This window comes from Variovorax sp., from assembly GCF_035634955.1.
GTDB lineage: Bacteria > Pseudomonadota > Gammaproteobacteria > Burkholderiales > Burkholderiaceae_C > Variovorax.
In genome coordinates, this window is record NZ_DASQBZ010000025.1 from 623,348 (window position 1) to 636,552 (window position 13,205).

Consider the following 13,205-nt stretch of genomic DNA (forward strand, 5'->3'; position numbering starts at 1 on the left):
AGGAGAAACCATGAACGCGATTCTCAAGCCGGTCAACCAGAAAGCCTGGTGGCTGGTGTTGCCGGTGCTGGTCTGCGTGGCTTTCTCGGCCGTGCTGCCCCTCATGACGGTAGTCAACTACTCGGTGCAGGACATCATCTCTCCGGATCGGCGGGTGTTCGTCGGCACCGAATGGTTCGCCTCGGTGATGCGCGACGAGGAACTGCACTCGGCGCTGCTGCGCCAGCTCGGCTTCTCGCTGGCGGTGCTGGTGGTGGAGATCCCGCTGGGCATCGCGCTGGCCCTGTCGATGCCGGCCACCGGCTGGAAGTCGTCGGCGGTGCTGGTGATCGTGGCCCTGTCCCTGCTCATTCCCTGGAACGTGGTCGGCACCATCTGGCAGATCTACGGCCGCGCCGACATCGGCCTGCTGGGCCACATGCTGCAAAAGCTCGGGGTGGACTACAACTACACCGGCAATGCGCGCGACGCCTGGCTCACGGTGCTGGTGATGGACGTGTGGCACTGGACGCCGCTGGTGGCGCTGCTGTGCTTCGCCGGCCTGCGCTCGATTCCCGACGCCTACTACCAGGCCGCGCGCATCGACGGCGCCAGCCGGTTCGCGATGTTCCGCTACATCCAGCTGCCGAAGATGCGCGGCGTGCTCATGATCGCAGTGCTGCTGCGCTTCATGGACAGCTTCATGATCTACACCGAGCCATTCGTGCTCACCGGCGGCGGACCGGGCAACGCGACCACCTTCCTCAGCCAATACCTGACGCAGAAGGCGGTCGGCCAGTTCGACCTGGGCCCGGCGGCGGCGTTCTCGCTCATCTACTTCCTGATCATCCTGCTGCTGTGCTTCGTGCTCTACAACTGGATGCAGCGGGTGGGCACGCAAGACCTGAAGGAGGCGCCATGAACCCGGACGCACGCCGCTTTCGCAAGCGCAACCTGTTCCTGCTGGCCTACCTGGTCTTCGCGCTGCTGCCCATCTACTGGATGGTGAACATGAGCTTCAAGACCAACGGGGAGATCCTGTCGAGCTTCTCGTTCTTCCCGGCCGAGTTCACCTGGGAGAACTACCGGCGCATCTTCACCGACGAATCCTGGTACTCGGGCTACATCAACAGCCTGATCTACGTGCTGATCAACACGGTGATCTCGCTGAGCGTGGCGCTGCCGGCCGCGTATGCGTTCTCGCGCTACACCTTCCTGGGCGACAAGCACGTGTTCTTCTGGCTGCTGACCAACCGCATGACGCCACCGGCGGTGTTCCTGCTGCCGTTCTTCCAGCTCTATGCCACCGTGGGCCTGATGGACACGCACATCGGCGTGGCGCTGGCGCACCTCGTGTTCAACGTGCCGCTGGCGGTCTGGATCCTCGAAGGCTTCATGAGCGCAATACCGCGCGAGATCGACGAGACCGCATACATCGACGGCTACAGCTTTCCGCGCTTCTTCCTGACCATCTTCCTGCCGTTGATCAAGGCCGGCGTGGGCGTGGCGGCATTCTTCTGCTTCATGTTCAGCTGGGTCGAGCTGCTGCTGGCGCGCACGCTGACCAGCGTCAACGCCAAGCCGATCGTGGCGACCATGACGCGCACGGTCAGCGCATCGGGCATGGACTGGGCCACATTGGCGGCGGCCGGGGTGCTGACCATCGTGCCCGGCGCGATCGTCATCTGGTTCGTGCGCCACTACATCGCCAAGGGCTTCGCCATGGGGCGCGTATGACCGACCCCGGGCTACGCTGCTTCGCAGGTCCGGCACGCCGCCGGCTCCCGCATGAGCGCAACCGCCCGATCAATCGACCGAAAGGACATCGCGATGCTTGACTGGATGGTCTGGACCACCCCGGTGGCCGTGTTCTTCAGCGTCATCGCCGTGCTGCTGGTGGGCATGACCGTGTGGGAGATCCGCTCGCCCACCACGCTGCGGCGCGGCTGGCTGCCGATCGAGACCACGCGCGGCGATCGGCTCTTCATCGGCCTGCTGTGCGCGGCCTACATCAACCTGATCTTCGTCGGCCTGGCCGGCTGGCTGCAGGAATGGCTGCAGCTGGAGGCCGAACCTTCCATCTGGATCGGCTTCGCCATCTCGATGCTGGTGCTGGGCGTGATCATGCGCAAGGGCTAGCCCGCGCGCCACGTCTTCGCTTTTCCACGCAGGTCCCGGCCCTCATGCCGCCCCTGGGCCGGGGCCGCGGGTTCGAAACCACACAGGGGCGGTGCGCAACGAGGAGACAAGCAAATGAGGATGCGTTACACAGCACTGGCATTGGCCGCGACCCTTTGCGCCGCGCAGGCGGCATCGGCGGGCGAGGCCGAGGCGAAGAAGTGGATCGACAGCGAGTTCCAGCCCTCCACCCTGTCGAAGGAGCAGCAGGCGGCGGAAATGAAGTGGTTCATCGATGCGGCGGCCAAGCTCAAGGCCAACGGCGTCAACGAGATCTCGGTGGTGTCGGAGACCATCACCACGCACGAGTACGAGTCCAAGACACTGGCCAGGGCGTTCGAGGAAATCACCGGCATCAAGGTCAAGCACGACCTGATCCAGGAAGGCGACGTGGTCGAGAAGCTGCAGACTTCGATGCAGTCGGGCCGGTCGATCTATGACGGCTGGATCTCCGACTCCGACCTGATCGGCACCCACTACCGCTACGGCAAGATCATGAACCTGACCGACTACATGTCGGGCAAGGGCAAGGAGTTCACCAACCCGGGGCTGGACCTGGCGGATTTCATCGGCACCAAGTTCACCACCGCGCCCGACGGCAAGCTCTACCAGTTGCCCGACCAGCAGTTCGCCAACCTGTACTGGTTCCGCGCCGACCTGTTCGCACGCAAGGACCTGCAGGACAAGTTCAAGGCCAAGTACGGCTACGACCTGGGCGTGCCGCTGAACTGGAGCGCCTACGAGGACATCGCCGAGTTCTTCACCGACGACGTCAAGACCATCGACGGCAAGCCGATCTACGGCCACATGGACTACGGCAAGAAGGACCCGTCGCTGGGATGGCGCTTCACCGATGCCTGGCTGTCGATGGCCGGCGAGGCCGACATCGGCAATCCGAACGGCCTGCCGGTCGACGAGTGGGGCATCCGCGTGGCGGACGACAAGTGCACGCCGGTGGGCGCTTCGGTCTCGCGCGGGGGCGGCACCAACTCGCCGGCCGCCGTCTACGCGCTGACCAAGTACGTCGACTGGATGAAGAAGTACGCGCCCAAGGAGGCGACCGGCATGACCTTCGGCGAGGCCGGGCCGGTGCCGGCGCAGGGCCAGATCGCGCAGCAGATCTTCTGGTACACGGCGTTCACCGCCGACATGACCAAGCCCGGCCTGCCGGTGGTCAATGCCGACGGCACGCCCAAGTGGCGCATGGCGCCCGGCCCGAACGGGCCGTACTGGAAGCAGGGCATGCAGAACGGCTACCAGGACGTCGGCTCGTGGACCTTCTTCGACGGCCATGACGCCAACAGGACGGCCGCCGCCTGGCTGTATGCGCAGTTCATCACCGCCAAGACCACGTCGCTGAAGAAGACCATCGTCGGCCTCACGCCGATCCGCGAGTCCGACATCCGCAGCCAGGCGATGACCGACATGGCGCCCAAGCTCGGCGGGCTGGTGGAGTTCTACCGCAGCCCGGCGCGCGTGGCCTGGTCGCCCACCGGCACCAACGTGCCCGACTATCCCAAGCTGGCGCAGCTGTGGTGGAAGAACGTGGCCGAGGCGGTCACCGGCGAGAAGACGCCGCAGAAAGCCATGGACAACCTGGCCGAGGAGATGGACCAGGTGATGGCGCGGCTCGAGCGTGCGGGCATGGCCAAGTGCCCGCCCAAGCTCAATGCCAAGAGCGATCCGTCGAAGTGGCTGAGCGACCAGCACGCGCCCTGGAAGAAGCTCGCCAACGAGAAGCCCAAGGGCGAGACGGTGGACTACAACAAGCTGCTGACTGCATGGAAGGAAGGCAAGGTGCGCTGAGCCGCAGCCGTGCCGGGGAGATTGGGTACAGTCCCTGACCCGATCTCCCTTCCGTCGCCCCCATTGCCTGCCAATCCTGATCCTTCGGCCGGACGCGTCAAGCGCGTGCTGGTCATCGACTACTCGCAGACCGGCCAGTTGCGCCGCGTGACCGAACGCATACTCGAGCCGCTGCGCGCCGACCCCGCCATCTCGGTCCATGTGGAACAGCTGCGGCCGCAGCCTGACTACCCCTGTCCATGGCCGTTCCTGCGGTTCTTCGACGCCTTCCCCGAGTCGGCGCACGGCGTGCCGCCGGCGCTGGCGCCGCTGTCGCTGACCGGCGAGGAAGAATTCGACTTGGTCATCCTGCCGTGGCAGGTCTGGTTCCTGGCGCCTTCGTTGCCCATCACCGGCTTTCTCAAGCACCCGGTGGCGCAGCGGTTGCTGCGCGGCAAACCGGTGGTGGCGGTGGTGGCCTGCCGCAACATGTGGATGCTGGCTTTCGAGAAGCTCCAGGCCATGCTGCACGCCAGCGGCGCGCGCCTGCTCGACCACGTGGTGCTGACCGATCCGGGGCCGACGCTGGCGACCTTCGTCACCACGCCGGTCTGGCTGCTGAGCGGCCGCAAGAAGGGCTTCTGGGGCATGCCCGATGCCGGCCTGTCCGAGGCGCAGATCGCCGGCACCCGCCGCTTCGGCCTGGCTTTGCGCGACGCGCTCGCGCACGACCGGGAGCAGGGCAGCGCGCCGCTGCTGGCCGGCCTGGGCGCGGCCCGGGCCGACGCGCGCCTGTACGTGAGCGAGAAGGCAGGCACGCGCAGCTTCTTCCTGTGGGGCAAGCTGCTGCGCGCAGTCGGGCCGCCGGGGGCGGCATTGCGCAAGCCATTGCTGGCGCTCTATTTCCTTTTCCTTCTGACGCTAATTGTCACGTTCGTGCCTCTGAGCCTGATGCTGCAGGCACTGCTGCGGCCTTTGTTCCGGGATCGCCTGTCTAGAATTCAGGCCCACTTTGAATTGCCTTCGGGCAGCGCCGGGGAGCGCTACCACCTGTATGGGGATTGATGTTTACCTGACTCGCAGCGCGGCCCATCTGCCCCTGCCGCCGGTTTCGAACGATGAGATGGAGGACCTGCTCGGACGAGTCGCCGGCCTGCCTTCGCGCGCACGCCGGCTCATCCTTCGCAGCAACGGCATCGTTTCCCGCCACTACGCCATCGACCGCGCCACCGGACGCGCGTCGATGAGCAACGCCCAGCTCACCGCGAAGGCGGTGCGGGCGCTCGGCGACGACCTCGGCCAGGTGGATTGCCTGGCCACCGGCACGTCGGTGCCCGACCAGTTGCTGCCCAATCATGGCGTGATGGTGCACGGCGAGCTGGGCTGGCCCAGGCTGGAGGTGGTGTCCTGCGCCGGCATCTGCCTGGCCGGAACGGCGGCCTTCAAGCATGCCTGGTTGTCGGTGAAGGCAGGCGAGGCGCGGCGTGCCGTGGCCACCGGCTCCGAGCTGGTCTCGCCGCTGCTGATGGCGCGCCACTTCGAGGCGGAGTCGGCACATCGCGTGGCGCAGCTGCAGGAACGGCCCGAGGTCGCGTTCGAGAAGGACTTCCTGCGCTGGATGTTGTCCGACGGCGCCGGCGCCGTGCTGCTCGAACGCGAGCCCGTCGGGCCGCTGCCGCTGCGGGTGGACTGGGTCGAGCTGTCGTCCGCCGCGCACGAATTGCCGGTTTGCATGTACGGCGGCGCCGAGAAGGACGAGAGCGGCCGGCTGCAGGGCTGGGCCGGGTTCGACGGGGCGCAGTGGCAGGAGCGGTCCATCTTCGCCATCAAGCAGGACGTGCGCCTGCTCAACGAAAACATCGCGCGCGCCACGCTGGTCGAGCCGCTGGCCGAGATCGTGCGGCGGCGCGGCTTGCGTGCGCAGGACATCGACTGGTTCCTGCCGCACATGTCGTCGCACTACTTTCTCGAATCGGCCGAACCCGCGCTGCGCGATGCGGGGCTGCCGATCCCGCGCGAGCGCTGGTTCAGCAACCTGGCCACGCGCGGCAACACCGGTTCGGCCTCGCCTTTCATCATGCTCGACGAGCTGCTGCGCTCCGGGCGCGTGCGCAAGGGCCAGCGCCTGCTGATGTTCGTGCCCGAAAGCGGGCGCTTCTCCAGCGGTTTCATCCACATGCAGGCCACCTGACGTGAAGCCGGCTTCCCGCCCAGGGCATTGACATGGACCTCGACGTCGTTCCCCAGGAAGGCAACGCCACCCTTGGCGGCCACTGCAAGCTGATGTACGCGCGCGATGCCGGCGGGCGGCTGGTCGGTGTGCCATCACGCGGCTGGGAAGCCGAAGAGATCGTCACCAGCCATGCCGTCGACGTGCTGCTCGCGCGCGCCGAAGCCGCGCGTGAGCGCGCGGCGCGCGGCCTGGCCTCGCCGCTGGAGTACTGGATGCACCAGCGTCGCATGGACGTGGCGCTGCTGTCGCAGACCAGCGGCCTGTGGCAGTGGCGCGTGCGCCGGCATCTGCGCCCGGGCCGCTTCGCCCGCCTGTCGCCGGCACTGCTGGCACGCTATGCACAGGCGCTGGGCCTGGAGGTGGCGCAACTGAAGGGCTTGCCTTGAACTTCCAGCACCAGCACGCGGCGCACTGCGAAAGCGGCGTCATCGCCAACCTGCTGCGCCACCATGGCGTGCCGATGAGCGAGAGCCTGGCGTTCGGCCTGGCGGGTGCGCTGTCCTTCGCCTACCTGCCTTTCGTGAAGGTCTCGGGCCTGCCGCTGATCGCCTACCGCATGCCGCCGAAGGCGATCATCAAGGGCATGATCGGGCCGCTGCAGGCGCGATTCCGCTTCGAGACCTTTTCCGCGCCCGCGGCCGGCGAGCGCCGCCTGGACGAACTGCTCGGCCAGGGCCGCCTGGTGGGCGTGCAGACGTCGGTGTTCTGGCTGCCTTACTTCCCGCCGGACATGCGCTTCCACTTCAATGCGCACAACCTGCTGGTCTACGGCAGGGAAGGGCAGGACTACCTGGTGAGCGACCCGGTGTTCGAGACGCCCATGCGCTGCCCGGCGCCCGACCTCTCTCGGGCCCGCTTCGCGCGCGGCATGCTCGCGCCCAAGGGCCTGCTCTATTACCCCGAATCGGTGGGCCGCAAGGAGATCACGCCCGAAGCGCTGCGGCATGCTATCCGCAAGGCCGCCGGGCGCATGCTGGCGCCACTGCCCATCGTCGGCGTGCGCGGCATGCGCACCCTCGCCGGGCGCCTGGCGCGCCTGCCGCGCGACGACGCCGGCAGTCTCGACTTCGTCGGCCACATGGTCCGCATGCAGGAAGAGATCGGCACCGGCGGCGCGGGCTTTCGCTTCGTCTATGCCGCTTTCCTCCAGGAGGCAGCGCAGATCGCGGCGATGCCACAGCTGATGCCGCTGTCCGATCGCCTGACCGCCATCGGCGACGACTGGCGCCGCCTGGCGCTGGCGGCCGCGCGCATGGTCAAGGGCCGCGACGCGCTGGACCCTCCGGCGTTGGCTCGCCTGCTGCGCGCACAGGCCGACGCCGAGGAGTCGTTCTTCCGCGACCTGCGCGCCGCGGTGGCTTGACGCCCATGTTGCGCATCGAGGCGCTGTCCCACCGCTACCCCGGCGCGCCCATCGATGCGCTGCAGGACGTGTCCCTGAGCGCCGCGCGCGGCAGCGTGCTGGGCCTGCTGGGGCCCAACGGCGCGGGCAAGACCACGCTCATCTCGCTGCTGGCCGGCACGCTGGTACCGCAGCGCGGGCGCCTGCTGATCGACGGCGTGCCGCTGGCGCAGGTGCGCGCCGGCGCGCCCACGCGCATCGCGGTGGCGCCGCAGGACCATGCGTTCTATGGCGCCCTGGGCGTGGAGGAAAACCTGGACTGCTTCGCTGCCGCCGCGCGGCTGAAGGGGCCGAGGCGGCGGGCGCGCATCCGCGACTGCATGGATTTCGCGCAACTGGCGCGCTTTGCCTCGTCGCGGGCCGATCGCCTGTCGGGCGGCCTCAAGCGGCGCCTGAACCTGGCGATCGCCTTGCTGGCCGAACCGGAATTGCTCATCCTGGACGAGCCGACCGCGGGCGTGGACCCGCAATCGCGCGCCTTCATCCTCGAGGCCATCGCCCGGCTGGCGCGTGCCGGAACGGCAGTGGTCTACACGTCGCACTACATGGAGGAGATCGAGGCCATCGCCGACCGCGCGCTGATCCTCGACCGCGGCCAGGTGCTGTGCCAGGGGAGCCTGTCCGAACTCCTTGCCCACGGGCGCGACGTGCTGTGCCTGGCGGCGCCGGGCCTGGCGCAGGAAGACCTCCTGCCGTTCGGGAGCGTGCAGGCCCCGATCGCAGGCGGCCTTTGGACAGTGCAGCTGGCGCCGGACCACACGCCGGCGGCCGTGCTGGCGGCGCTGGAATCGCGCGGCCTGGGCGTCACGCAGGCCACCTACGGCCGCTACAGCCTAGAGCACCTGTTCATGACGCTCACGCGGCGCCCTCTGCGTGACGAGGCCTGAGCATGCTCCTGGCCCTGATCCGCAAGGAACTGCTGGTGCTCTCGCGCGACGTGCACGGCCTGGCCGCGCTGTTCCTGCTGCCGGCGGTGTTCATCGTGGTGATGTCGCTGGCGCTGCAGGACTACTACGACCCGCCGCTGCGCAGCCTGTCCTACGCGATAGACAACCGCGACGGCGGCGCGCCGGCCGGCCAGCTGGCGCGCGACTGGGCGGCCGCGCACGGCACGCCCCAGCCCCTGCCGGCCGACTGGAACGGCCAGCTGCACCGGGGCACGCTGAAGTACGTGGTCGTCCTCGACGCGCAGCTGTCCGACGAACTGCGGGCCCTGGGCCTGCCGACGCAGGCGCGCGTCCATCTGCTGGCCGAGCCGGGCATCGACGGCAACCTGCTCAACGCGCTGCGCGCCGAACTGCTCGGTCTCGCCGGCGAGCTGAAGGCGCGTCACGCCATGCTGGAAGCGGGCGCGCTGCCCCCGCCGGCGAATGCGTCCGTGGCCGCGCTGGTCGACGCCGCGCGGGTGGCGGCGCCCGGCGTGCGGCCGACGGCGGTGCAGCAGAACGTGCCGGCATGGCTGGTGTTCGGCATGTTCTTCATCGTCGCCTCGCTGTCCAACCTGTACATCCAGGAGCGCGCCAATGGCACGCTGGCGCGGCTGCGCAGCCTGGGCGTGCGCCCGCACACGCTGCTGCTGTCGAAGGCGCTGCCGTACCTGGCGGTGAACCTGCTGCAGGTCTTGCTGATGCTCGGCGTCGGTATCTGGCTGATGCCCTGGCTCGGAGGGGATGCCCTGTCCCTGGCCGGCGTGGACTGGCTGGCGTTGTTCTGCGCGCTCGGCGCCATCAGTGCCGCGGCGGTGGGCCTTTCGCTGGCGCTGGCCGGGTTGGTGCGCACGCCGGGGCAGGCCGCGACGCTGGGGCCGGCGCTCAACGTGCTGATGGCCGCGCTGGGCGGGATCATGGTGCCCACTTTCGTCATGCCCGCGTTCATGCAGCGGGTGGCCAGCCTGTCGCCCATGAACTGGGGGCTGGAGGCCTTGCTGTCCGTGCTGCTGCGCGGCGGCGGGCTGGCGCAGGTCATGCCGCAGGTGATCAGGCTGCTGCTGCTGGCGGTGGCTGCCGGCGCGTGTTCGGCATGGCTTTTCAGGAGACGGGGATGAAGGACATCGGCAGCGTGCAAGGCCTGGCCGAACTCAAGCGGGTGGTGCTCGAGGCGGTGGACCGGGACGAGCCGCCCGGCGGCCTGGCCGACGACGAACCGCTGTTTGGCCCCGACGCGCGACTCGACCTGGATTCGCTCGATGCGCTGCAACTGTCGATGGCGCTGCAGCAGGCCTACGGCGTGCGAATGCCCGACAGCAAGGAGACGCGCCAGGCGCTGCAGTCGCTGGCCTATCTGGCGCAGCACCTGCAGGCCAGGCTGGGCGCCACGTGAGGCCTGTGTACCTGCATGGCTGCGGCCTGGCGAGCGCCCTCGGACCGGACCTGCCGACCGCGCTGCATGCCCTGCGCAGCGCCACGAGGCCCCGCATGCGGCGCTACGCGGACCTGGACTGGCCGGTCCATGCACTTTGGCCGAAGGAAGCGGCCGGCGCCGGTTGGCTCGCCCAGGCGCGGGCATGGGTTTGCGCCGCAGCGGCGCAAAGCGGCGCGCTCGACGGCCGCCGCGCGGGGCCGCTCTTCGTGGCGTCGTCGTCGCTCGACATCGGCCTGCGCGAGACCGGCCTCGACTGGGACGGCGATCCGCATGCTTTCGCCGAGGCCGTGGGCGGCTGGCTCGACTGGCGCGGGCCGGTCTTCAGCGTCTGCAACGCCTGCACTTCGTCGGCCCAGGCCCTGCTGGCCGCGCATGGCCTGCTCGCCGGCGGCGAGCATGACGAGGCCCTGGTGCTCGGACTGGAACTGCCCAATCGCTATACGGTGGCCGGATTCGGCGCGATGCAGTTGCTCAGCGAACGCGCTGCACAACCGATGGGCGCCGCCCGCAACGGGCTGCTGCCCGGCGAGGCAGTGGCGGCGCTGAGCCTGCGCGCAACCCCGGCGCGCTGGCGGCTGGCAGGCGGGGCAAACGTGGTCGCGGGCGGGAACCCGGCCGGCATCGAAGCGGGGGCGCTGGCGCAGGCGATCCGGCAGGCGTTGCAGCGCGCCGGCGTGGCGGCAGCGGACATCGGGCTGGTCAAGCTGCACGCCGTCGGCAGCCCGGCCAACGATGCGGTGGAAGCCCGCGTGCTGGACCAGGTTGCCGCGACGGGCGTCCACGGGCGAGGGCGCTGCGCCTGGGTCACCTTCAAGCCTGCGCTGGGCCACACCATGGGCGCCTCCGGCGCGGCGGAGATCGCTTTGCTCAGTGGCTGCCTGGCGGCGCGCGCCTGGCCATCGTTGGACTACGCGCCGGATCCGCTGCTCGCGCCCCGCCTGGCCGAGGTACCGCATGCCCACGTGCGGCATGCCTTGCTTCTGTTCGCGGGCATCGGCGGCGGTCATGCGGCATGGGTCCTGTCCGACGAGGCGCCAACATGAACCTCGGCCAGCCTCGATCTGTCTCGCCACCCGCGCCGGCCTGGATTCTCGGCGCGCACTGGTCGCTGGCAGCATCCTTCGAAGCCGCACCGCCGGATGCCCGCTGGCGCCAGGCGCTGGCCGCGCGACTGGCCGAACGGCCGCGACGCCTGGGCGTGTGGGCGGAACTGGGCCTGCATGGCGCGCGTGCCTGCCTGGATGCCGCCGGCCTGTCCGGGCTGCCAGAAGGCGCGCTCGTGCGCGTGGCCAGCCGCAGCGGCCCGCAGAGCGCCACACATGAAACGGCGGCGCATGCGGCGCGCAGCCCCGACGGCATGCCGCTGCCGTTCGGCTTCATCCAGAGCCAGCCCAGCCTGCTGCTGGCCACGCTGTGCCGATGGCTGGATTGGCAGGGCGATGGCGCCTGCGTCTGCAGCCGGGCCCTGCCTGTGACGTGGCGGCTGGCGCAATCCGAGGCGCTCGCCGCGGATGCGCCGGCGCTGTTGCTCGGCAGCGTGGAGGAGTCGGGCGACGAACTGGCCACGCGCTGGTGGCTTCTGCTCAGAACACGCCGGGAATGAATCGCTTGCTGCGCTGCATGTACTGGGCGTAGTCGGGGCCGAAATGGGCCAGGCATTCGGCCTCGTCGCGCTGCGCGGTCAACAACAGCATGAGGCTGCACAGCGCCACCAGTGCGGTACTGGCCGGGCTGACGTCCTTGAGATAGGCGCCCCAGGCCAGGGCGAGCAGGGCGGCGTACATGGGGTGGCGGATGTGGCGGAATACGCCTTGCGTCACCAGCCGGGTGGTGCGCTCGAATGCGAGCAGTTCGGCGTCCGCGCGGCGCGCGTCGGGCTGCCCCCGTGCCTTGAGCGCGTGAACGCCGAGCCATGCCAGCCAGGGCGAGAGGAACAGCAGCAGCCAGGAGACCAGTTGCCGCGGCGAGAAGGGCTCGGCTTCCCAGCGGGGCGCGTTGAGCACCACCAGCGCCGCGATGCATTCCCATGCGAAGAAGCGGAAGAACCCGTGCGCGCGCGGGTTGCGCAGCGCATGGCGCGACACCCACAGAAAGAACAGCGTGGCCACGGCGAACAGCGCCAGCCGCGCCGGCAACGACTGCGTCATGCGCCGCGCATGGCCGCGGCCACTTCCTGCCCCAGTTCGAGCACCGACATCGCGTAGAAGCTGCTCCAGTTGTAGCGGGTGATGACGTAGAAGTTTTGCGTGCCGGCCAGGTAGGTGGAGGGCGCGCTGCCGTTCTGCAGTTCGATCAGCGCGAGCAGGCCGCCGAAGCGCTGCGCCTCGCGCGGCAGTTGGGCACCGGCCGCGCTGAAGCTGTCGGCGCTGAAGCTGGGCACGATGTCCGGCGCCAACAGCACGTCCAGCCGGGCGCGGGACTCGTCGAGGTCGACCGGATAGATCGAGGGCAAGCCGGCCTGCCAGCCGTAGCCCTTGAAGTAGCTGGCGACCGAGCCGATGGCGTCGACCGGGCTGCCGGCCAGGTCGATGTGGCCGTTGCCGTCGTAGTCGACCGCGTACTTGGCGATGCTGCTGGGCATGAACTGGGGCAGGCCGGTCGCGCCGGCGTAGCTGCCGAGCGCCTCGAGCGGGTCGTCGCCCAGGCGGCTGGCGGCCGACAGGAAGGTTTCGAGTTCGCCGCGAAAGTAGGCGATGCGCTGGTCGGCGCGCGGATGATCCAGCGGAAAGTCGAAGGACAGCGTGGCGAGCGCGTCGAGCACGCGGAAGTTGCCCATGATGCGGCCGTAGATGGTCTCGACGCCGATGATGCCGACGACGATCTCCGGCGGCACGCCGAAGTCGCGCTCGGCCCGCGCCAGCGTGCCGGCATGCTCGCGCCAGAAGTCGGTGCCGGCGCCGATGCGGATGGGTTCGACGAAGCGGCGCCGGTAGGCCTGCCAGTTGCGTCGTCCGCCGCCGCCGCCGCGCGGGCGCATCAGCGGCGGAACGTTGGGCAGGAACCGAGCCTGCCCGATGACGTCGCGCGTCCAGCCGCGGTCGAGCCGGTTGCGGACGGCGATCTCGTCGGCCAGTTGCATGGCGTCGTCGCGCCCGGCGTAGTAGACGGGTTCGCTGCGCACCTTCGCGGCGCGCCGGGGCGCGGCCCCGGCGTCGAGCGGTGCGCCCAGTTGGAGGGCGGCCAGGGCCAGGGGCAGGGCGGTGAGGTCTCGGCGTCGCATTGCTTCATTGTGCCGGTCGTCGGGCGCGCTGAGCGCCGAACGTCACA

The 13,205-nt window shown here is 69.3% G+C and carries 15 protein-coding genes; 13 read left to right on the forward strand and 2 right to left on the reverse strand.

Features of this window, described 5'->3' with window-relative positions; translation table 11 throughout:
• Positions 1-10: 10 nt before the first annotated feature.
• The 13 genes from VES41_RS17140 to VES41_RS17200 all read left to right on the forward strand — a co-directional run bounded on the left by VES41_RS17140 (position 11) and on the right by VES41_RS17200 (position 11,541).
• Positions 11-901 (forward strand): sugar ABC transporter permease, encoded by an 891-nt coding sequence (locus tag VES41_RS17140; protein ID WP_324819448.1) that lies wholly within the window; start codon positions 11-13, stop codon positions 899-901.
• The gene (locus VES41_RS17145; RefSeq protein ID WP_324819450.1) at positions 898-1,716 is read left to right on the forward strand and encodes a carbohydrate ABC transporter permease; all 819 of its coding nucleotides are present in this window, start codon (positions 898-900) and stop codon (positions 1,714-1,716) included. Before VES41_RS17140 ends, VES41_RS17145 begins: the two co-directional genes overlap by 4 nt.
• 93 nt (positions 1,717-1,809) lie before the next feature.
• Complete coding sequence (locus tag VES41_RS17150; protein ID WP_324819452.1) at positions 1,810-2,118, forward strand: DUF2160 domain-containing protein; 309 nt, start codon at positions 1,810-1,812, stop codon at positions 2,116-2,118.
• Positions 2,119-2,232: 114 nt separating this feature from the next.
• On the forward strand, positions 2,233-3,963 hold the full coding sequence (locus tag VES41_RS17155; RefSeq protein WP_324819454.1) for an ABC transporter substrate-binding protein: 1,731 nt from the start codon (positions 2,233-2,235) through the stop codon (positions 3,961-3,963).
• A 63-nt stretch (positions 3,964-4,026) separates the two neighbouring features.
• Positions 4,027-5,007: a dialkylrecorsinol condensing enzyme gene (locus tag VES41_RS17160; protein WP_324819456.1), complete on the forward strand. Its 981-nt coding sequence runs from the start codon at positions 4,027-4,029 to the stop codon at positions 5,005-5,007.
• Positions 4,997-6,133 (forward strand): beta-ketoacyl-ACP synthase III, encoded by a 1,137-nt coding sequence (locus VES41_RS17165; protein ID WP_324819458.1) that lies wholly within the window; start codon positions 4,997-4,999, stop codon positions 6,131-6,133. Before VES41_RS17160 ends, VES41_RS17165 begins: the two co-directional genes overlap by 11 nt.
• 32 nt (positions 6,134-6,165) lie before the next feature.
• Entirely contained in the window at positions 6,166-6,561 is a 396-nt protein-coding gene (locus tag VES41_RS17170; RefSeq protein WP_324819460.1) for a hypothetical protein, read from the forward strand.
• Positions 6,558-7,538: a BtrH N-terminal domain-containing protein gene (locus VES41_RS17175; RefSeq protein WP_324819462.1), complete on the forward strand. Its 981-nt coding sequence runs from the start codon at positions 6,558-6,560 to the stop codon at positions 7,536-7,538. The genes VES41_RS17170 and VES41_RS17175 overlap by 4 nt, the downstream gene beginning before the upstream one ends.
• Positions 7,539-7,543: 5 nt before the next feature.
• Positions 7,544-8,464, forward strand: a complete 921-nt coding sequence (locus VES41_RS17180; RefSeq protein ID WP_324819464.1) for an ABC transporter ATP-binding protein — start codon at positions 7,544-7,546, stop codon at positions 8,462-8,464.
• Between the two features lie 2 nt (positions 8,465-8,466).
• Positions 8,467-9,621, forward strand: a complete 1,155-nt coding sequence (locus tag VES41_RS17185) for an ABC transporter permease (protein ID WP_324819466.1) — start codon at positions 8,467-8,469, stop codon at positions 9,619-9,621.
• Positions 9,618-9,896, forward strand: a complete 279-nt coding sequence (locus tag VES41_RS17190) for an acyl carrier protein (RefSeq protein ID WP_324819468.1) — start codon at positions 9,618-9,620, stop codon at positions 9,894-9,896. Before VES41_RS17185 ends, VES41_RS17190 begins: the two co-directional genes overlap by 4 nt.
• Positions 9,893-10,981 carry a beta-ketoacyl synthase N-terminal-like domain-containing protein gene (locus tag VES41_RS17195; protein ID WP_324819470.1) on the forward strand — a complete coding sequence of 363 codons (1,089 nt, stop codon included), beginning with the start codon at positions 9,893-9,895 and terminating at the stop codon, positions 10,979-10,981. The genes VES41_RS17190 and VES41_RS17195 overlap by 4 nt, the downstream gene beginning before the upstream one ends.
• Positions 10,978-11,541, forward strand: coding sequence for a hypothetical protein (locus VES41_RS17200; protein WP_324819472.1), 564 nt, complete (start codon positions 10,978-10,980; stop codon positions 11,539-11,541). The genes VES41_RS17195 and VES41_RS17200 overlap by 4 nt, the downstream gene beginning before the upstream one ends.
• Here VES41_RS17200 and VES41_RS17205 read toward each other — a convergent pair.
• Together VES41_RS17205 and mltB are read right to left on the reverse strand one after the other, a co-directional pair.
• Positions 11,522-12,085, reverse strand: a complete 564-nt coding sequence (locus VES41_RS17205) for a methyltransferase family protein (protein ID WP_324819474.1) — start codon at positions 12,083-12,085, stop codon at positions 11,522-11,524. The two genes, VES41_RS17200 and VES41_RS17205, sit on opposite strands and share 20 nt — an antisense overlap.
• Positions 12,082-13,158 (reverse strand): lytic murein transglycosylase B, encoded by a 1,077-nt coding sequence (gene mltB, locus VES41_RS17210; protein WP_324819476.1) that lies wholly within the window; start codon positions 13,156-13,158, stop codon positions 12,082-12,084. Before mltB ends, VES41_RS17205 begins: the two co-directional genes overlap by 4 nt.
• Between the last annotated feature and the right edge of the window lie 47 nt (positions 13,159-13,205).

Bases quoted from the DNA above. Each gene is read 5' to 3' on its own strand.
- VES41_RS17180 (WP_324819464.1), top strand. From the start codon at position 7,544: ATGTTGCGCATCGAGGCGCTGTCCCACCGCTACCCCGGCGCGCCCATC.
- VES41_RS17170 (WP_324819460.1), top strand. From the start codon at position 6,166: ATGGACCTCGACGTCGTTCCCCAGGAAGGCAACGCCACCCTTGGCGGC.
- VES41_RS17185 (WP_324819466.1), top strand. From the start codon at position 8,467: ATGCTCCTGGCCCTGATCCGCAAGGAACTGCTGGTGCTCTCGCGCGAC.
- VES41_RS17155 (WP_324819454.1), top strand. From the start codon at position 2,233: ATGAGGATGCGTTACACAGCACTGGCATTGGCCGCGACCCTTTGCGCC.
- VES41_RS17190 (WP_324819468.1), top strand. From the start codon at position 9,618: ATGAAGGACATCGGCAGCGTGCAAGGCCTGGCCGAACTCAAGCGGGTG.
- VES41_RS17145 (WP_324819450.1), top strand. From the start codon at position 898: ATGAACCCGGACGCACGCCGCTTTCGCAAGCGCAACCTGTTCCTGCTG.
- mltB (WP_324819476.1), bottom strand. From the start codon at position 13,158: ATGCGACGCCGAGACCTCACCGCCCTGCCCCTGGCCCTGGCCGCCCTC.
- VES41_RS17205 (WP_324819474.1), bottom strand. From the start codon at position 12,085: ATGACGCAGTCGTTGCCGGCGCGGCTGGCGCTGTTCGCCGTGGCCACG.
- VES41_RS17200 (WP_324819472.1), top strand. From the start codon at position 10,978: ATGAACCTCGGCCAGCCTCGATCTGTCTCGCCACCCGCGCCGGCCTGG.
- VES41_RS17165 (WP_324819458.1), top strand. From the start codon at position 4,997: ATGGGGATTGATGTTTACCTGACTCGCAGCGCGGCCCATCTGCCCCTG.
- VES41_RS17140 (WP_324819448.1), top strand. From the start codon at position 11: ATGAACGCGATTCTCAAGCCGGTCAACCAGAAAGCCTGGTGGCTGGTG.
- VES41_RS17150 (WP_324819452.1), top strand. From the start codon at position 1,810: ATGCTTGACTGGATGGTCTGGACCACCCCGGTGGCCGTGTTCTTCAGC.